Genomic DNA, 18850 nt, shown 5'->3' with positions numbered 1-18850 from the left:
CGCCTTGAAACCCAGAAAATTCCCGAAGATCAACGCCGCCCTTGAAGAATTGGGGGTGAAACTGGTCGACAGAGTTGCGGAACAGGATGAACGGGCGCGGCTGGAAGCCTTCGAAGCGGCGGGAGGGTTGACGCGCCCCGCCTATGCGTTGTCGCCAGGGATGGAAGGGTTCGACATCTCTCAACTTGTGGCGGAATACGGGCGTCACAAAGCTGCCCTGGAGGCGCTGAAAGATTCCGCACGCAACCAGACCGGTTATCGTACCGGCAATGGTTACTATGACAGCCCGGATGCGGATGCGTTGTATCTGATGATCCGCCGTTTTCAGCCCAAACGCGTGATCGAGGTCGGATGTGGCAATTCCACCCGTGTGACCCGTCAGGCAATCATCGATGGCAATCTGGATACCACCATTACCGCGGTTGATCCGTACCCGCGCGCCGATATCGCCCATGTGGTTGACCGGTTCGAACAAAAACGTCTTGAAGAAACAGACCCGGCATTGTTCGCAGAGCTGGAGGCCGGAGACATTCTGTTCATCGACTCCAGCCATGTTGTGCGGATGAGCAATGATGTCGCCCATCTGTTCTGCCGCATTATACCGTCGCTGAACCCCGGGGTGGTGATCCACGTTCACGATGTTTTTTTGCCCTACGAATATCCCAAGCGCTTCTTCTATGATTGCCCGGGCTGGGGAGAGCAGTACGTATTGCACAGCTTGCTGCAATCTGGCGCGTATTCAATGCTTTGGCCGGGATATTACCTGCAACAGGATCGGGCTGATGCCGTTGTTGCCTTGCCGTTTCTGGCCGAGGGGCGGGCGCAAAGCATCTGGGTGCAGTTCAAAGAAAACTGAAACCAAAGTGATCCATTGCGGCAAAAGGTCCGTAACCCTTTCCATAACACGCTGGAGAGGAGAAGACAGCTATGTTCCGTCGTACATTCATGGGCGCAGCCGCCGCACTTGCATTCGCTATGCCGCTCAAGGCTCAGGCCGCTGATATCGTCGACACCGCCGTTGCCGCCGGGTCGTTCAACACTCTGGTCGCCGCCGTTCAGGCTGCAGGCTTGGTTGACACCCTGAAAGGTGACGGTCCGTTCACAGTATTTGCACCCACAGACGAAGCCTTTGCTGCGCTTCCTGAAGGCACTGTCGAGACGCTTTTGAAACCAGAAAACAAAGATCAGTTGGTCGCGATTCTGACCTATCACGTGGTACCAGCCAAGGTTATGTCCGGTGATATCGCGGGCAAACGCGCCAAGGTTCTGACTGTTCAGGGCGACCGGCTGAGCGTCAACGCCAAAAACGGCGTGAAAGTGAACGACGCCAAGGTCGTACAGGCCGACATCGAAGCCAGCAATGGCGTCATCCACGTCGTCGATGCAGTGATCCTGCCGGAATAAACGCCGTCTTCCAAAGACAAGAAAGCCCCGGCGACCGACTGGGGCTTTTGCTTTTCAGCCCGGGTGGATCAGACCAGTCGAACCTGTGTGCCAACTTTTACTAGCGGATACAGCTCTTCGACATGCTGGTTGTACAGGCCAATGCAACCTGACGAGCTCTGACGACCGATCTTGCGCGTGTCGTGTGTGCCATGAACAAGATAGGCAGGCCAACCCAGATACATGGCGCGGGTTCCCAGTGGGTTGCCGGGATCGCCACCTTCCATCCGAAGCGGCAGCGAAGGATCACGTTCGCGCATTGATGCCGTAGGTGTCCAGCTTGGGAATTCCGTCTTACGCACAACTTTCGTGTACCCGCGTTTGGTAAGCTCTTCGCTCATGGGTACGGAACTTGGGTACAGTTTGTATGTGCCGTCAGGCCCCCAGTAATGGACTGCGCGGCTGGTGATATCGGCCAACAGGCAACCAACGCCCAATTCATCGAAATGGTCCTGCCAGTTCTGCTGCGAGAAGGACGATATATTGCGTCGGACTGGCAATTGCGTACTGATCGCGTCTTCCGTTTCAGGGAAAGCATCCGTGCTTTGTGCCCGAACAAGGGCAGGTGTTGCCACCAAAGAAGCCACGCCCAGCAAGGCAGAGCGACGGGTCATACGGGATTGGGACAAGGTTGCCTCCGATAAGTTCACTGCTCAGTACATCGTTCACGCCAAAATATGGGTGTTGGTTGAATTTTTCCAGAGTGAACCACTTGAATTTCCTGTGACCGAGCGGACGAAAGCTGGTTTTCGGCGGAAAGATGCAAAAAGCCCGGCCATTGAACGGGCCGGGCTTCAAGCGTCAGGAAACTGTGGGATCAGTCCATTGCTTTGAAGTTGAACTCGCCACCTTCCTTGATGCCCGACGGCCAGCGTGCGGTCACGGTTTTGGTGCGGGTGTAGAACTTGAAGCTGTCTGGGCCGTGCTGGTTCAGATCGCCGAACATGGATTTCTTCCAACCGCCGAAGGTGTGATAGGCCAGCGGAACCGGAATCGGAACATTGATGCCGACCATTCCGATGTTCACACGGCTGGCAAAGTCACGTGCGGTATCGCCATCGCGGGTAAAGATCGCGGTGCCGTTGCCGTATTCGTGATCCATGGCCAGTTTAAGGGCCTCTTCGTACGAACCCGCGCGCACGGTGGACAGAACCGGGCCAAAGATTTCCTGTTTGTAGATGTCCATCTCGGGCGTCACGTGGTCGAACAGGTGCGGGCCGACAAAGAAGCCGTCCTCATAGCCTTGCAGGCTGAAGTCGCGGTTGTCGACAACCAGTTTCGCACCCTGTTCGACGCCTGAATTGATCAGGCCCAGAATGCGCTGTTTGGCGGCGGCGGTCACAACCGGGCCCATGTCGACATCATCGCCGGCAGTGTAGGGGCCAACCTTCAGCTTTTCGATGCGCGGCACCAGTTTTTCGATCAGTGCGTCCGCGGTCTCTTCACCCACGGGAACAGCAACCGAAACGGCCATGCAACGTTCGCCAGCCGCACCGAAACCGGCGCCAACCAGCGCGTCCGCCGCCTGATCCAGATCGGCGTCGGGCATGACGATCATGTGGTTCTTGGCACCGCCGAAGCACTGTGCTCGTTTCCCATTCGCGGTTGCGCGGCTGTAGATATACTGTGCGATCGGGGTTGAACCCACAAAGCTGACGCCCTGAATGATCTCGCTGTCGAGGATGGTGTCGACCGCTTCCTTGTCGCCGTTCACGACCTGGAAAACGCCTTTGGGCAGGCCTGCTTCGACGAACAGTTCAGCCAGCATCAGCGGCACGGACGGGTCGCGTTCGGACGGTTTCAGAACAACGGCGTTACCGCAGGCCAGGGCAGGGCCAACGTGCCAGAGCGGCATCATGGCCGGAAAGTTGAACGGCATGATCGAGCCGACAACACCCAAAGGCTGGCGCATGGAATACATGTCAATGCCGGGGCCCGCGCTGTCGGTAAACTCACCCTTCAGCATCTGCGGTGCGCCAATGCAGTATTCGATCACTTCCAGACCACGCTGCAAATCACCCTTGGCGTCGGGGATGGTTTTGCCGTGCTCGCGGCTCAGCGCTTCGGCCAGTTTGTCCATGTCGCGGTTCATCAGGCCGACCATGGCCATCATGACGCGCGCGCGCTTCTGCGGGTTGGTTGCGCCCCATGCGGGCTGGGCGGCGGCGGCGGCCTCAATCGCGGAGGTGGTTTCCGCCGCACTGGCCATCGGGCACTTGTATTGAACTTCGCCAGTTGCCGGGTTGTAGACGTCGTCGAAACGACCGGACGTTCCGGCGACCATTTCGCCGTTCAGGAAATGGGTCAGGTCTTGCATCAATAGCTCCTCCGATAAATTTGCGCGCAGAATAGGCTTGCAGAAATCCCGCGAACAGAGGCAATGTCTCAAAAGAGTTTTGCAAAAATGCAAAAGGGATCAAAATGACCCCAAATTGGGATGATATGCGGATTTTCCTGGCTGTTGCGCGCGAGGAAAGCCTGTCTTCCGCTGGTCGCATCCTGAAGATCGACCCTGCCACCGTCGGTCGGCGCATTGCGCGCCTGGAGGCGACGCTGGATTCCACATTGTTCACCAAGTCGCAGCAAGGCTATGTTCTGACCCCGGCGGGACAGCGGCTGTTGGAACACGGGCTGCACGCAGAAGAGGCGATGCGCGCGGCGGCCGGGGCGGTAACAGGGCCAACAAAAACGCTAAGCGGGCAAATCAGAATTGGCGCGCCGGACGGCAGTGCCAACTATCTGCTGCCGCAGGTGTGTGCCAAAATCAGCGACGCAAACCCTGATCTGGACATTCAGATCCTTGCGCTTCCGCGTGTGATCAACCTGTCCCGTCGCGAGGCGGATATGGCGGTTACGGTCAGTGCGCCGACCGCCGGACAGCTGTTGGTGAAGAAGGTCAGCGACTACAAGCTGCACATGGTCGCGACCGAAGAGTATCTGAAGCGACATGATCCGATCCGGAGCATAGCTGACCTGAAGGGCCACAGGTTGATCGGCTATATCCCTGACATGATCTTTGACCGGGAACTCGACTACCTGAATGACATTGGCGTTGACCGTGTCGCTCTTGCATCGAATTCGGTATCGGTTCAACTGCGGCAGGTCTGCCTGGGAACAGGGGTTTGCGTGGCGCATGATTTCACGTTGCCGTTCCACCCGGGGCTTCGGAAAATCCTGACGGATCAAGTGAGTTTGACGCGCAGCTTCTATCTGGTCAGGCATCAAGGTGACCAGCGCAACGAGCGGTTGAACCGCTTTGCGGATGCCCTGACACGCGGTATTCGCGATGAAGTGCTTCGTTTGGAAGCAGGTCCCGACGCTTGACAGGTCGCGGCAATCGCGCAACGCTTTGGAATAAGTGTTATTATTCCGGAGGTATTCTTCATGCTAGTCCAGGCCATCCTGAAGTCCAAAGCGACAGATGGTGTCGTGACCGTGGCGTCAACGGCGACAATCTCAGAGGCCTCGAAGATTCTTGCGGACAAGCGGATCGGAACGGTCGTTGTTTCCGACGACGGTGGCGAAACCGCGGCCGGCATCCTGTCGGAACGAGACATCGTCCGGGAACTGGCGGCCAGCGGCAGTGGTTGTCTGAACCAACCGGTAAAGTCTTATATGACCCAAGACCTCGTCACGGCGACGCGCCAGACCACCGTGGAAGACATTATGTCCCGTATGACAGAGGGGCGCTTTCGCCACATGCCGGTGGTTGAAGATGGAAAACTCGTAGGCATTGTCACTTTGGGTGATGTGGTGAAGGCTCAGCTTTCCGAACTCGCGATGGAAAAAGACGCCCTTGAAGGCATGATAATGGGGCACTGACGACAAGGGTTGCCCAAGCAATCACTTGCACCTGCAGCAAAGTTATGTTTGCTTGCGCAGAAATTTTGTTGCGCAGGAGGGCGCGATGCGGGTTGGATTGTATCCTGGAACCTTTGATCCCATCACCATGGGGCACATCGATATCATCCGTCGAGCGGCAGCTTTGGTGGACAAACTAGTTATCGGTGTGGCCATCAACCGGGACAAGGGCCCTCTGTTCTCGCTGGAAGAGCGCGTGGCCATGATCGAAGCGGAATGCGCCAGGCTGTCCGAGCAGACCGGAACCGAAATCATCGCGCATCCCTTCGAAAACCTGCTGATTGATTGTGCGCGGGATGTAGGCGCGCAAATCATCGTGCGCGGCCTGCGTGCGGTTGCCGATTTCGAATACGAATTTCAGATGGTCGGCATGAACCGGGCTCTGGACGATTCGATCGAGACCGTGTTCCTGATGGCCGAAGCGCGCCATCAGGCGATCGCGTCCAAGCTGGTGAAGGAAATCGCCCGGCTGAACGGGGACGTGTCGAAATTCGTCACGCCCCGTGTCAATGATGCGCTGAAAAAAAGGTTAGGCTAAGGCACCCATTGCGGCCGCAGTATCCAGCATCCGGTTCGAAAAGCCCCATTCATTGTCATACCACGCCAGCACACGAACCAGCGTGCCATCAGTGACTTTGGTTTCAGCCAGTGACACGGTCGAGCTGTGCGGGTCGTGATTGAAGTCGATGGAAACCAGAGGACGGCTTTCCGCGGCAAGAACGCCGGGGATTTTGGCAGCCGCATCGACGAACAGTTGGTTGACCTCTTCTTCGGTCGTGGGGCGTGAAACCTCGGCCACAAGATCAACGACCGAGACATTCGGGGTTGGAACGCGGATGGCCTGACCGGTCAGTTTTCCTTTGAGTTGCGGCAGCACCAGGCCCACGGCAGCGGCCGCACCGGTTGTCGTAGGGATCATCGACAGCGCCGCCGCTCGGGACAGGTAGGGATCTTTTCCCACTGTATCATGCACCGGCTGGCTGGCAGTGTAAGCGTGAACAGTGGTCATATTGCCGTGCTTGATACCAAGGCCGGCATCCAGAGCCGCAGCAACAGGAGACAGGCAGTTGGTGGTGCAGGATGCGTTTGAGACCACCAGATCATCGGCGGTCAGTTCGCCATCGTTGACACCAAAGACGATGGTTTTCACACCGCCGTCACCTCTGGCCGGAGCAGAGATCAGAACTTTCCGGGATCCGTTCTTGAAGTGACGTTCCGCCGCTTCGCGCGTACGAAACACACCCGTACATTCCAGAACGACGTCTATATCCGACCAGGGCAGATCCTCGGGGTTGCGCTCGCTGCTCAGCCGAATTGGTCCACGACCCACGTCCAGACCTGCATCGCTGAGCGTAACCGGGTTGGGGTAGCGGCCGTGAACGCTGTCAAATTCAAACAGGTGCGCGTTCATCTCGGGTTTGCCAAGATCGTTGATCGCGACGATCTCAACGTCCGTACGTCCGCTTTCCATCACCGCGCGCAGAACCCCGCGCCCGATCCGTCCAAATCCGTTGATCGCCAGTTTCAAGGTCATGGTCTGCTCCGTCCAAATGTCTCAGTAACATGAGTTAGCGCTAACAATGACAGATCAAGCGAAATGTCAAGGAAAACCTCTGTCACCGCCAGAAAGCGAGCCAGTCCAGAAAGTCGTAAAGCTTCTTTCCGAGGAAAAGCAGATGTTCGGTGCCGTACAGCGCCACATCCAGCATGATACCGCCGAGAAGAAGAAGGCCGAGCCAGATAGCGATTTGGTTGGTCATGGCTGTCCCGAACGTAAAATGCCCGCTCAGATAACCTGAGCGGGCATCAAGGTACAAGCGAAGTCCGAAGGGTCAGTTAAGGCGGCCCATCGCAACAGCTACGTCGGCCATACGGACCGAGAAGCCCCATTCATTGTCATACCAGGCCAAAACGCGGACCATGCGGTCATCGACAACGCGGGTCTGATCCGGTGCAAAGATCGAGCTTTCCTCGGTGTGGTTGAAGTCGGTCGACACCAGCGGAGCGGGCTCATATCCCAGAACGCGCTGCATCGGGCCTTTGGCGGCCTCTTCGACGATGGCGTTGATTTCCGCCGTGCTTGTGTCGCGCGAGGCACGGAACGTCAGGTCCACCGCTGAAACATTCGGGGTAGGGACGCGAATGGCGGAACCGTCAAGACGGCCTTTCAGGTTTGGCAGAACTTCACCCAGCGCCTTGGCGGCGCCGGTCGAGGTCGGGATCATCGACATTGCAGCAGCGCGGGCGCGGTAGAGGTCGCTGTGGCGACGGTCCAGTGTCGGCTGGTCGCCTGTGTAGGCGTGGATTGTCGTCATGATGCCGTGTTCGATGCCGACGCCCTCGTCCAGCACCTTGGCCAGCGGGGCGAGGCAGTTGGTCGTGCACGAACCGTTCGAAACCATGTTGTCATTGGCGGCCAGCGTGTTGTGATTGACGCCGAAAACGATGGTCTTGTCCACGTTCTTGCCCGGAGCCGACAGAAGAACCTTGCCGGCGCCACGTTCCAGATGCGTTTTGGCCTTCAGGCCATCGTTGAACTTGCCGGTGCATTCAAGAACGACGTCACAGCCTTCCCAGTCCAACTCGGTCATGTCGTAGGTCGAGAACATCTGCATCGGGCCGCGACCCAGATCCATGGTATTGCCGTCAATGGTGATGTCGCGCGGAAAACGCCCGTGAACACTGTCATATTTCAGCAGATGCGCCGAGGTTTCCAACGGGCCAGTTGCGTTGACTTTGATCACTTCGATGTCGTTGCGCCCGGACGCGGCGATGTGCGACAGGGTGCAGCGGCCAATACGGCCAAAACCATTGATACCGACCTTGATGGTCATATGACGTCTCCAGATGCGCTTGCTTTGAGGGCCATATAACGGCGAAAAGGGAATCTCAAAAGGGCAAAAACGGCATATTTTTAAGGTGTTAGCGCAAACCTGCGCCGGTTGCGCTAACGCTTGCGCTAGCCGTTGGATCAGGTAGGGTCCGGTTGGCGACAGCAGATTGAAGGGAAACGCGATGAGTGGTCTTTTGGCCCTGTTGGATGATGTGGCAGGCATTGCCAAAGTTGCGGCGACATCAGTGGATGATGTGGTCGCGGCGGCAGGCAAAGCGGGGGCCAAAACCGCCGGTGTGATCATTGATGACGCAGCAGTGACGCCGAAATACGTGCAAGGTTTCGCCCCGGCGCGCGAGTTGCCGATCATCTGGCGCATTGCGCGCGGGTCGATCTTTAACAAGATCATACTCTTGCTGCCCGTCGCCTTGTTGCTGGCCAATTTTGCGCCGTGGCTGATCACGCCCTTGTTGATGCTTGGCGGGTCATATTTATGTTTTGAAGGGGCCGAGAAGATTTTTCATGTGCTGTTTCCTCATGGCAGCCATGTGATTGAGAACGATATGAAAAACCGCGATCCGGGCCACCTGGAGGAGCAAAAGGTCAAGGGCGCTATCAAGACCGATTTCATTCTGTCTGCCGAGATCATGACCATTGCATTGGCGGCGATCGAAGCCCCGAACCTGTGGATGCAGGCCGCGACGCTGGCCGTTGTCGGGATCGGCGTGACGGTGGCCGTCTATGGGTCCGTCGCGCTGATCGTGAAAATGGATGATGTGGGGCTTTATCTGGCGCAGAACGCGCCGACACCTATCGGTCGCGGTTTGGGCCGAGGGTTGGTCAAGGCAATGCCCGGGGTGATGAAAACCCTGTCGATTGTGGGAACTGCGGCGATGCTGTGGGTGGGGGGCTCGATCGTCATCCACGGGATGGAGGTTCTGGGCTTTGGCTGGCTGGGCCATCATATCCATGATTGGGCCTATGCCATTGGGCATTCCGTCTCTGGTCAATGGGTTGGTGCGGTTGAGTGGGTATCCAAGGCCACGATGGATGGCGTATTTGGTTTGGCCTGGGGATTGGTTTTGATCCCGGTGGCGACCAAGATAATCATGCCGCTGTTCAGCAAATCCGAAACGCATTGAAACCAAAATGAAAAGGGCGGCCAAGGCCGCCCTTTACTCGATCAGAAGGGACTGTCTTACAGTCCCAACAATTCCTTGACCTTGGCCACGGTTGCTTCGGCCGTGATGCCGAAATGCTTGTACAGCTCACCGGCAGGGGCCGAGGCACCAAAGCTGGACATGCCGATGAAGCCTGCCTTGGCTTCGCGGCCACGCTCGCCCAGCAGCCAGCGATCCCAGCCACCGGCGCGCACGGCGGCCTCGATGCCGACGCGGACCGGACCGGCAGGCAGTACCCGCTTGCGATAGGCTTCGTCCTGCTGTGCGAACAGCTCCATGCAGGGCATCGAGACGACGCGGGTGCCGATGCCTTCGGCTTCGAGCATCGCTTTGGCTTCCATGGCCAGCGAAACCTCTGACCCGGTGGCAATCAGGATCGCCTGACGCTTGCCCTCGGCCTCGGCCAGAACATAGGCGCCTTGTGCGGTCAGGTTCTTGGTCTTGTGATCCTTGCGCACGGTCGGCACGCCCTGGCGGGTCAGCGACAGGACCGAGGGGCTGTCCTTGAAGGTCAGCGCCAGTTCCCAGGCTTCGGCGGTTTCGATCGTATCGGCGGGGCGGAACACATAGGTGTTCGGCGTCGCGCGCGAGATGGCCAGATGTTCCACCGGCTGGTGGGTCGGACCGTCCTCGCCCAGACCGATCGAGTCATGGGTCATTACGAAAACCGACGGGATCTTCATCAGTGCCGCCAGCCGCATGGATGGGCGGGCATAATCGGTGAAGGCCATGAAGGTGCCGCCATAGGGGCGGATACCGCCGTGCAGCGCCATACCGTTCATCGCTGCGGCCATGCCGTGTTCGCGAATGCCGTAGTGGATATAGCGGCCCTTGCGGTTTTCCGGCAGGAACACGCCCATATCAGCCGATTTTGTGTTGTTCGATCCGGTCAGGTCGGCCGAGCCGCCAACAGTCTCGGTCATGATCGGGTTCACGACGTTCAGAACTTTTTCGGACGAGGCACGGGTGGCCAGTTTCGGCTGTTCTTCAGACATCTGTTTTTTGAACGCACGAATGGCGCCAGCCAACCGCTTGGGGGCCTCAAATGCATAGGCGCGTTTGAATTCGGCCTGCTTCCTCTCGGAAAGCTGGGCAAAACGTTCTTCCCAAGCAGCACGTTCGTCTGTGCCGCGTGCACCAATGGCTTCCCAAGCGGATTTGACGTTGGCTGGAACTTCGAATGTGTCGTGCGGCCAGCCATAGGCCTCTTTCGCGGCTTTCAGCTGTTCCTGATCCGTCAGTGCGCCATGACCTTTCGAGGTGTCCTGCGCAGCATGACCCAGGGCGATATGGGTTTCACAGGCGATCATGGTTGGTTTCTTGGACTTTTTCGCCTGAACTATGGCCGCATCGATGGCTTTGGGGTCATGACCGTCGATCTCAATCACGTGCCAGCCAGAGGCCGCAAACCGGCGGACCTGATCGGTGCGATCGGCGATATCGACAGTGCCGTCGATTGTGATGTTGTTGTTGTCCCAGAAGACGATCAGTTTGCTCAGCTCATGACGGCCGGCCAATGTGATCGCTTCCTGACTGACACCTTCCATCAGACAGCCGTCGCCCGCGATCACATAAGTATAGTGATCCACGACCTTCTTGCCGTAATGCGCGCGCTGGATTTCCTCGGCCATGGCAAAGCCCACCGCGTTGGAAATGCCCTGCCCAAGAGGCCCGGTGGTGGTTTCAACACCGTCGATCAGAAAGTTTTCGGGGTGACCCGCGGTCTTTGCGCCCAACTGGCGGAAATTCTTGATCTCGTCCAGCGTCACATCGGCGTGACCGGTGAGATAGAGCAGCGAATAGACCAGCATCGAACCATGGCCAGCCGACAGGATGAACCGGTCGCGGTCCGGCCAGTTCGGGGCCGAGGCATCAAATTTCAGGTGCTTTTCGAACAGAACGGTCGCAACATCGGCCATGCCCATGGGCATTCCGGAATGGCCGGAATTTGCGGCGGCGACGGCGTCAAGGGTCAGGGTGCGGATTGCCGCAGCTTTGTCCCAGTGTTCGGGGTTGGCTTTGCGCAGCGCAGTCAGGTCCACGGGCGTTGTTCCTTTGGATAAAAAGCAGATTGCGGGCTCAATACCATTCAGCACCCAAAGTGCAAGCGGAACTGGGCCTTGATTGCACTGGGCGGGTGAAGAGTGCGGCCCAAGTGGTTGAAACCAAACAGTGGGTATTTTCTGTCGCATTCCGTTAGACTGTCAGCAGGCGGGATTCGGTTTTGATTCGGATCACTTCGCGACAGAATGAACCTTGATAAAGAGGTGACAGGGGCATGAGCCAGTTAGAGGAACTACAGCACCGCATTGTTGCGGCGATGGACCGTATCAGTGCGGGCGTCGAGGGGTTGGGCGGTGCGTCCCGGAATGCTGAGGCAAGTGAGAGGCTTCAAGCCGAACTTGAAGACGAAAGAGTCGCCAATGCACAGCTTCAGGAACGACTGAAAACCCTGAAAGAGCAGCACGAAAAACAAGTGGACGCGCTGCGTGCCGATCTGGAAGAGCTGCGCACGGAACTAGCGGATGCCCCAGACGCGGATGCGCTGCGCGCAGAGCTGGAGGAAGCCCGGGCGAAAATCGCGTCTGTCGAAGCGGCCCGCGCCGAGCTGGCCGAGGCCAAGGCGGCCTTGGACAACAGTGCCGAACTGGACGCGTTGAAGGCCGAGAACGAAAGGCTGCGTGCCGAACTTGACGGCATCGAAGATCCTTCGGCGTTGAAGGCCGAGCTTGAGCAAATGCGTGAATTGCTTGCTCAGGCAAAAGAAGTTGAAGCGGAAAACAGCCGCCTCAAGGCCGAACTTGAAGATACGGAACGGGTCAATGAACTGAGCGCAGAGCTTGAGATGCTGCGGGCCGAACGGGCCAGCCATGGCGCTGCGATGTCCCGGCTGGATGACGATCTGCAACGTATGCGCAAGGCGAACGAACAGTTGCGGAATTCGGTCGAAGAATTGCGTTCTGCGGCCGCAGAAGGGTTGACGGACGCTGAATTGCTGAACCGCGCCACCGTCGCCGAGTTGGAGGCGACACGTGCCGCGCAGGCTTCGGATGCCGCCGAAGCCCAGGCCGTGTTGGCACGGTTGGAACCTCTGCTGTCGCAGGCAAAACTTGTAGAAGGTGAGGTAGAGTAATGCCCGAGGTAACCATTCATATTGGCGGGCGGGGTTTTGACGTGTCCTGCCGGGACGGGGAAGAACCCTTTCTGCACGCGGCCGCCAAAATGCTGGATGACGAAGCGCAGGTACTGTCCGATCAGATCGGGCGGATGCCGGAAGCGCGCATGTTGCTGATGGCCGGTCTGCTGCTGGCTGACAAGACGGCGGCAACGGAAGACAAGGTCAAGGCGTTAGAGGCCAAGCTGGCCGAGGCAGAGGCCGAGCTTCAATCGCTGCGAAACGCGCCTGCGCCGGAGCCCGAGCGCATTGAAGTCGCGGTCGTCCCGCCATCCGTCACGGATACGCTGGCAGAACTGGCGGCACGTGCAGAAGCGCTGGCTTCGGTCGTCGAGGAGAAGAAGGCAGAATGACATATCTGCGCAATTTCTTCTGCGGTGCTTTGCTTGTTTTCCCGGCAACAGCGGCACTCGCCGAAATCGACATTCTGTCTGTCACCTTTACCTGCGAGAACGGCGTGCCGTTGCCGGTGACCTATTTCAACGCGCCCGACGGTTCAGGCGCGGCGGCGACGATGGTGGACAATACTCTGGTCGCGATGCGCCAGGTCGAAAGCGGATCGGGCATCCGCTATGAGTCTCTCGGAGCCGAAGGAACCTATATCCTGCGCTCAAAAGGCTGGAACGCGTCAATCAGCTATTTGGCGGCGGGTGCCGCCAATGAGCAGGCGATTTATCGGGACTGTTCCAGCCGGTAGGCAGGATTACGCGTTTGCTTCGCGGATTTTGTCGGCTGCTTCCTTGTTGTAGCCGACACCGTTTTCATCAAAAAGCGTGTCCAGCTCACCCGAAAGGGTCATCTCGGTGATGATGTCGCAACCGCCTACGAATTCGCCTTTGACATACAGCTGCGGCACGGTTGGCCAGTCGGAATAATCCTTGATGCCCTGACGCACGTTTTCGTCGGCCAGCACGTTAACGTCGGTGTATTCGACGCCCATATAGTTCAGAACGCCGGCCACGCGGGACGAGAAACCACATTGTGGCATCTCCTTGGTGCCTTTCATGTACAGCACCACGTCATTGGCTTTGACGGTTTCGTCGATCTGGGTTTTCACATCGGTCATTTTGCGTTTCCTGTTCGTTTCTCCAACGGGAGAGTCATGTGTTCGCCTCGAAAGAAGCCGAGAAGCTTATTCCGGCACTTTGGTGGTGAGCGCCAGCGCGTGCAATTCTCCGTCCGGGCCGTCCATCTTGCCCTTCAGAGCTGCGTAAACAGCGCGCTGTTGCTGAACCCGGTTTTTGCCGCGAAAGCTTTCATCCACCACCATGGCAGACATATGAACACCGTCACTTCCGCCGACCTGAATCTCGGCGTCGGGAAAGGCTTCACGCAGCAGGTGTTCGATTTCGTGGGCGCTCATCGGCATGTAGGTAACTCCAGAAGGTCTTTCCCAAGATGTAGAGCGCATGAACCGGGCGTGCAAGAGCACTGGCACATGCAAAAACAACCAAACCCGCACCGGGTCACGACGCGGGTTTCGATTGGCATTCGCGTGGCGTTGTCAGGCGACAGCCTCGGCAAAGCTGTTGCGGTAAATCGCGGCAAGTTCATCAAGCGAGGCTTCCGAGCTGCCGATCTTCACCGTATCGCCGGTGAAACGACCAACCGCATTCAGCGGAACACCGGCCTGACCGGCCGCAATCATCAATGCCTCGGCCTGATCGAAGTTGCAGGCAACAAGATAGCGGGCCTGATCTTCACCGAACAGGAATTCAGTCGGGGCGTCGTCCAGACATACGCCAACGCCGGCGGCTTCTGCCAGTTCGAAGGCAGCCAGAGCGATACCGCCATCGCTGAGGTCGGTGCAGGCCTTGATCATCTCGCGGTTGGCGCGGATGAAATCACCGTTGCGCTTTTCGGCATCCAGATCGACATGAGGTGCATCGCCGTCTTCGCGGTTGAAGACCTCTGCCAACAGGGCGGACTGACCCAGATGCCCCTTGGTTTCACCGATCACCAGCGCGACATGACCTTCGCGCACCTCGTTGCCGATGACTTCGTCCGAGTGCTGCAACAGGCCGACTGCACCAATGGTGGGGGTCGGCAGAATGGCCTGTCCGTCGGTCTCATTGTACAGAGAGACGTTGCCCGACACGATCGGCATATCCAACGCGCCGACTGCGGCGCCGATGCCCTGAATGGCACCGACAAACTGGCCCATGATCTCGGGCTTTTCGGGGTTGCCGAAGTTCAGGTTGTCCGTGGTGGCCAGCGGCTTGGCTCCGACGGCGGTGAGGTTGCGATAGGCCTCGGCCACGGCTTGTTTGCCGCCCTCAAAAGGGTTTGCGCGCACATAGCGCGGGGTCACGTCGGATGTGAAGGCAAGCACCTTGTCGGTCCCGTGGACGCGGACCATGCCCGCACCCAGACCCGGCGTGCGGACGGAATCCGCCATCACCATGGTGTCGTACTGTTCATAGACCCACTGCTTGCCTGCGTAGTTGGGCGAAGCGAGCAGGGCGCGCAGCCCGTCAATCGGGTCGATCTGAGGCACTTCGGCCAGTTCTTCTGCCTCTGGCGTAGGCTCCCATGGGCGGTCATACTCCGGCGCGGTAGAAGACAATTTGGACAGAACCAGATCGGCTTTGACTTCACCGTTATGCATGATCAGGAAGCGGTCTTCGGCAATGGTTTCGCCGACGATCGCGAAATCGAGATCCCATTTTTCGAACACGGCGCGGGCCTCGGCCTCAAGCTCGGGCTTGAGGACCATCAGCATACGCTCCTGAGATTCGGACAGCATCATTTCATAGGCTGTCATGTTTTCTTCGCGCTGTGGGACGTTTTCCAGATCAAGGCGCACGCCAAGGCCACCCTTGTCGCCCATTTCAACGGCCGAGCAGGTCAGGCCCGCCGCGCCCATGTCCTGGATCGAGATCACCGCACCGGTCTGCATCAGTTCCAGCGTCGCCTCCATCAGGCGTTTTTCGGTAAAGGGGTCGCCGACCTGAACGGTGGGACGCTTTTCCTCGATTGTGTCGTCGAATTCGGCAGATGCCATGGTTGCGCCGCCCACGCCGTCGCGACCGGTTTTTGCACCCAGGTAGACGACGGGCATACCCACGCCCGAGGCTGCCGAGTAGAAGATCTTGTCACTGTCGGCCAGACCGGCTGCAAATGCATTCACCAGGCAGTTACCGTTGTAGGCAGGGTGGAAGCGGACTTCGCCGCCGACGCAAGGCACGCCGAAGCAGTTGCCATAGCCGCCGATACCCTCGACCACGCCGTTGACCAGTTGACGGGTCTTGTGGTGGCCGGGTTCGCCAAAGGACAATGCGTTCATGGACGCGATGGGGCGTGCGCCCATGGTGAAGACGTCGCGCAGGATGCCCCCCACGCCGGTCGCCGCACCCTGATAGGGTTCGATGTAAGACGGGTGGTTGTGGCTTTCCATCTTGAAAACCACGGCCTGACCGTCGCCAATGTCCACCACGCCTGCGTTTTCACCGGGTCCGCAGATCACCTGGGGCCCAGAGGTGGGCAGGGTGCGCAGCCATTTCTTCGAAGATTTGTAGGAACAGTGCTCGTTCCACATGGCCGAGAAAATGCCGAGCTCGGTGAAAGTAGGTTCACGCCCGATGATCTCGAGGATCATGTCATATTCCTCGGGCTTGAGCCCGTGTGCGGCAATCAGATCGGGTGTGATGGCGGGCTCTTGCATCTTCTGTCCTGTGTCCAAGTGGGCCGAGATTGCGCGCCTTGTAGGGCAAGCGCGCGCGTGTGGAAAGGGTCAAGACGGCGCAGGTTGCGTCTTTCAAAGAAAAACGGAACCGGCATCACTGCCGGTTCCGGATGAATGCGCCCCGAAATGGGTGCATGCAGCTGGCGTGGGCCGCGAGGGTTACGCCGATCCCTGATCCTTGTTGAGCTGCGCTGCGGCCGCGGCACCAACAGCCGTCTTCTGTTCCGGGGTCAGGTTTTCATTGTCGTCCAGACCCGGAATTGCAACGCGCACCTCGCGGCGGGCAAAGTCGATGCCGTTTTCCTTGAAGGCCGCCTTGACCCGGTTGAAGATCTCTTTGCGCAATGTGAACTGCTTGCCGGGCTTGGCCATGAACTTGCCACGGATGATCATGCCGACATCGTCAAAATCGAACACACCTTGCGATTTGAACGGTTGCAGGAAGCCATCCTTGTGGGTCTCGTCCTCCATCATCTCAGCGCCGATCTTCTTGAAGATCTTCTTGACCTTGTTGGGATCGGTGTCGAACGGCACGGTGAATTTCAGCTTCATGATCACCCAGTCGCGGCTGAAATTTGTCAGCTTCTGAATCTCACCGTAGGGAATCGTGTGTACGGGGCCGCGATGGTGACGCAACTGCATCGAGCGAACCGAGATCTTCTCGACAGTTCCCATCGTGCCGCCGACGTCGACATATTCTCCGACGCGGAAGGCATCGTCGATCAGGAAGAAAACCCCGCCCACGATGTCAGCAACCAGCTTCTGCGCACCAAAGCCGATCGCCAATCCCAGAACACCGGCACCGGCCAAAAGCGGCGTAATATTGATGCCCAATGCGCCCAGCGCCAGCAGGCCAAAAATCACGGCAATCGTAATCTGGGCCGTGATCCGCATCAGAGGCAGAACCGTCGCCAGACGAGAGCCGCCGGCACCGCCGCCTTCACCGCCTGCCTCTTCGTCCAGGGCCTCGGCCGCAGTCTGTTCCCTGGCCAGTCGGCGGTTGATCCAGAGCGAGACGACCTCGTTCAGGATATAGCCGATGGCGATGATCAGCAGGAATTCGATCACAGCCCCGCCGACTTCGGCACCGACACCGGCCGAAGCGACGTTGCGCAGGTCAAGATGCCATGCGCGTGCAATCATGAAAACCACGACCAAGCCGGCGATAACGCGACCAATCCGGATATAGCTGCGTTTCGCGGAACGGTAGGCGCGTTCGGCAAGAGGGCCTTCGCCCGACATTGGCGGTTGCAAATGCCGCACAAGACCGCGGATCAGCGTATCCAGCGCAGGGGCAATCAACAACCAGAACATCGTCGTGAAATGCGCACCGCTGGTCAGCAATCTCAGTGTTGCCGGATCACGCTGCGCGACCAGGAACTCGACCAGCAGCCAGATTGCCACCGAAACGCCGATGGCAAAATAGGGGTAATAATGCGCAACTTCTTCATCGAATTTCGTGTGATCCGGGTCTGTCCCAAGCATCATCTGCGACAGTCCTTCGCGCGCGGTCCACGCGATTACGGCGATATAGACGTGAATTGCAGCGTTCAGCCAGAAGCCGATGCGGGTATCGTCACCCGTGATGCCATTGAGCGCGTTGAACCGAACGACGAACAGCGTGAACCCGATCAGGATCAACAGGCCGATCAGGTTGCGGTGCAGGTACTTTGCCCAGTGGTCGTCGATATTGACCAGCCGAAATTGCGGCTTTTCCGGTGCCAGAACAAACCGGGACGCTGCTGCACCCAATCGCGGCACCCAGATAAGATAGAATACAAACGGTGCAGCATAGGTGATCTGTTCCGTGGTCAGAAGACCGCGGCCAACCGCGCGGATCACGACATAGAAAATGATCAGCCCGGCGATTTCGCGGCAGAACCGACGAAACAGGTATCTGACGGCGCCCCAAAGGTCGGCCTCGTCCGCCGCTTCGGTCGCTTCATGCCAGCGACGTGTCAGGAAGATGAACAGCTTTTCCGCAATGAACCCGACAACAAGCACAGAAAGGACAAGTCCCATAAGTGTAAAGACACCGGTCGTTCCGAATGTATCGCTAAAATTGCTGAACGCGGTAATCTGCGCGGTGATAATGTTGGGAGCGGTAGTCAGAACATGTGTCCAGGATGCGACCATGGCTGCCCAAATCTCGCTTATCTCGGTCAACGGGTCTTCTACGTCCGCCTTTTCGGCGGCTTGTTTTTCCGCCACGGCATCAAGACGCTCCAATAGAATTGCGCGAACCTGATCATCGGACATGCGTGCAACAAGATCGTCGACCTGTTCGGGTGTCAGGTCTTCCGGAATGGCCACTGTAGAAGTTGAACCGGAGTCCTGTGCATATAGTGGCACTGCCATGAACAATGCGGAGACGAGCGCCAAAACCAGGCGGAGTGGGTGGAACATGTATTTTCCCTCAAACACGAAATTGTATCGTTTTTTGGGGATCATATGCCTGTGCGTGTATTTTTCCCAGAGCTTTCGCTGACTTAATGCAGGGTCCAGCCAAAAAAAAGGCCGAGCTATGAGCTCGGCCGTAGTCCAACAGGGAGGTATGAAGATGATGAGCGTTTCAGCATCACCGCCTTCGAGTGCTCATTTAGGGGTCAGTTTGTGAACGTTCAAGGCAATTAACTCTGTGATCACTTCATGTCCGTTATGCTATTTGCGCA

General features: G+C 58.1%; 19 protein-coding genes. 9 read left to right on the top strand and 10 right to left on the bottom strand.

The window, feature by feature from the left end; genetic code table 11:
• The first annotated feature begins 4 nt into the window (after positions 1-4).
• Positions 5-856, top strand: a complete 852-nt coding sequence (locus GOW31_RS05095; protein ID WP_171168317.1) for a class I SAM-dependent methyltransferase — start codon at positions 5-7, stop codon at positions 854-856.
• A 71-nt stretch (positions 857-927) separates the two neighbouring features.
• Positions 928-1404 carry a fasciclin domain-containing protein gene (locus GOW31_RS05090; protein WP_152457864.1) on the top strand — a complete coding sequence of 159 codons (477 nt, stop codon included), beginning with the start codon at positions 928-930 and terminating at the stop codon, positions 1402-1404.
• Positions 1405-1472: 68 nt separating this feature from the next.
• Here the strand turns inward: GOW31_RS05090 and GOW31_RS05085 are convergent, their stop codons facing one another.
• The gene (locus GOW31_RS05085) at positions 1473-2057 is read right to left on the bottom strand and encodes a L,D-transpeptidase (protein WP_171116564.1); all 585 of its coding nucleotides are present in this window, start codon (positions 2055-2057) and stop codon (positions 1473-1475) included.
• Positions 2058-2260: 203 nt separating this feature from the next.
• Positions 2261-3760: a CoA-acylating methylmalonate-semialdehyde dehydrogenase gene (locus tag GOW31_RS05080; protein ID WP_171168316.1), complete on the bottom strand. Its 1500-nt coding sequence runs from the start codon at positions 3758-3760 to the stop codon at positions 2261-2263.
• Between the two features lie 104 nt (positions 3761-3864).
• Between GOW31_RS05080 and GOW31_RS05075 the strand changes: the two genes are divergently transcribed.
• The 3 genes from GOW31_RS05075 (at position 3865) to coaD (ending at position 5842) form a co-directional block, all read left to right on the top strand.
• Positions 3865-4767, top strand: a complete 903-nt coding sequence (locus GOW31_RS05075) for a LysR family transcriptional regulator (RefSeq protein ID WP_171168314.1) — start codon at positions 3865-3867, stop codon at positions 4765-4767.
• A 60-nt stretch (positions 4768-4827) separates the two neighbouring features.
• The gene (locus GOW31_RS05070; RefSeq protein ID WP_171168312.1) at positions 4828-5265 is read left to right on the top strand and encodes a CBS domain-containing protein; all 438 of its coding nucleotides are present in this window, start codon (positions 4828-4830) and stop codon (positions 5263-5265) included.
• A gap of 85 nt (positions 5266-5350) precedes the next feature.
• Entirely contained in the window at positions 5351-5842 is a 492-nt protein-coding gene (gene coaD / locus GOW31_RS05065; RefSeq protein WP_152457869.1) for a pantetheine-phosphate adenylyltransferase, read from the top strand.
• Here the strand turns inward: coaD and gap (GOW31_RS05060) are convergent.
• The 3 genes from gap (GOW31_RS05060) to gap (GOW31_RS05050) all read right to left on the bottom strand — a co-directional run bounded on the left by gap (GOW31_RS05060) (position 5834) and on the right by gap (GOW31_RS05050) (position 8138).
• A complete protein-coding gene (gap, locus tag GOW31_RS05060) occupies positions 5834-6838 on the bottom strand; it encodes a type I glyceraldehyde-3-phosphate dehydrogenase (RefSeq protein ID WP_152457870.1) in 1005 nt (334 codons plus the stop codon). The two genes, coaD and gap (GOW31_RS05060), sit on opposite strands and share 9 nt — an antisense overlap.
• Before the next feature lie 82 nt (positions 6839-6920).
• Positions 6921-7064, bottom strand: a complete 144-nt coding sequence (locus tag GOW31_RS05055; protein ID WP_171116107.1) for a hypothetical protein — start codon at positions 7062-7064, stop codon at positions 6921-6923.
• A gap of 72 nt (positions 7065-7136) precedes the next feature.
• Entirely contained in the window at positions 7137-8138 is a 1002-nt protein-coding gene (gene gap, locus GOW31_RS05050; protein WP_171116104.1) for a type I glyceraldehyde-3-phosphate dehydrogenase, read from the bottom strand.
• 181 nt (positions 8139-8319) lie between these two features.
• Between gap (GOW31_RS05050) and GOW31_RS05045 the strand changes: the two genes are divergently transcribed.
• A complete protein-coding gene (locus tag GOW31_RS05045; RefSeq protein ID WP_171168310.1) occupies positions 8320-9279 on the top strand; it encodes a DUF808 domain-containing protein in 960 nt (319 codons plus the stop codon).
• 56 nt (positions 9280-9335) lie between these two features.
• On the opposite strand, the gene tkt is transcribed toward GOW31_RS05045, so the two are convergent.
• A complete protein-coding gene (tkt, locus tag GOW31_RS05040; protein WP_171168308.1) occupies positions 9336-11360 on the bottom strand; it encodes a transketolase in 2025 nt (674 codons plus the stop codon).
• 236 nt (positions 11361-11596) lie between these two features.
• Here tkt and GOW31_RS05035 point away from each other — a divergent pair, with 236 nt between their 5' ends.
• The 3 genes from GOW31_RS05035 to GOW31_RS05025 are packed head-to-tail and all read left to right on the top strand — an operon-like array spanning position 11597 to position 13190.
• Positions 11597-12451 (top strand): hypothetical protein, encoded by an 855-nt coding sequence (locus GOW31_RS05035; protein ID WP_171168306.1) that lies wholly within the window; start codon positions 11597-11599, stop codon positions 12449-12451.
• Positions 12451-12846: a cell division protein ZapA gene (locus GOW31_RS05030; RefSeq protein ID WP_171168304.1), complete on the top strand. Its 396-nt coding sequence runs from the start codon at positions 12451-12453 to the stop codon at positions 12844-12846. Before GOW31_RS05035 ends, GOW31_RS05030 begins: the two co-directional genes overlap by 1 nt.
• Positions 12843-13190, top strand: a complete 348-nt coding sequence (locus tag GOW31_RS05025) for an MliC family protein (RefSeq protein ID WP_152457876.1) — start codon at positions 12843-12845, stop codon at positions 13188-13190. The genes GOW31_RS05030 and GOW31_RS05025 overlap by 4 nt, the downstream gene beginning before the upstream one ends.
• A gap of 6 nt (positions 13191-13196) precedes the next feature.
• Here the strand turns inward: GOW31_RS05025 and grxD are convergent, their stop codons facing one another.
• The 4 genes from grxD to GOW31_RS05005 form a co-directional block, all read right to left on the bottom strand.
• The gene (grxD, locus tag GOW31_RS05020; protein WP_152457877.1) at positions 13197-13559 is read right to left on the bottom strand and encodes a Grx4 family monothiol glutaredoxin; all 363 of its coding nucleotides are present in this window, start codon (positions 13557-13559) and stop codon (positions 13197-13199) included.
• A gap of 66 nt (positions 13560-13625) precedes the next feature.
• Positions 13626-13862: a BolA/IbaG family iron-sulfur metabolism protein gene (locus GOW31_RS05015; protein ID WP_170354080.1), complete on the bottom strand. Its 237-nt coding sequence runs from the start codon at positions 13860-13862 to the stop codon at positions 13626-13628.
• Between the two features lie 135 nt (positions 13863-13997).
• A complete protein-coding gene (purL, locus tag GOW31_RS05010; protein ID WP_171168302.1) occupies positions 13998-16157 on the bottom strand; it encodes a phosphoribosylformylglycinamidine synthase subunit PurL in 2160 nt (719 codons plus the stop codon).
• Positions 16158-16337: 180 nt separating this feature from the next.
• A complete protein-coding gene (locus GOW31_RS05005) occupies positions 16338-18584 on the bottom strand; it encodes a mechanosensitive ion channel domain-containing protein (RefSeq protein WP_171168300.1) in 2247 nt (748 codons plus the stop codon).
• Between the last annotated feature and the right edge of the window lie 266 nt (positions 18585-18850).

It is taken from the genome of Ruegeria sp. HKCCA0370, from assembly GCF_013033705.1.
Classification (GTDB): domain Bacteria; phylum Pseudomonadota; class Alphaproteobacteria; order Rhodobacterales; family Rhodobacteraceae; genus Ruegeria.
Note: the sequence above shows the minus strand (reverse complement) of the source record. Positions and strands in the feature narration are given on the sequence as shown.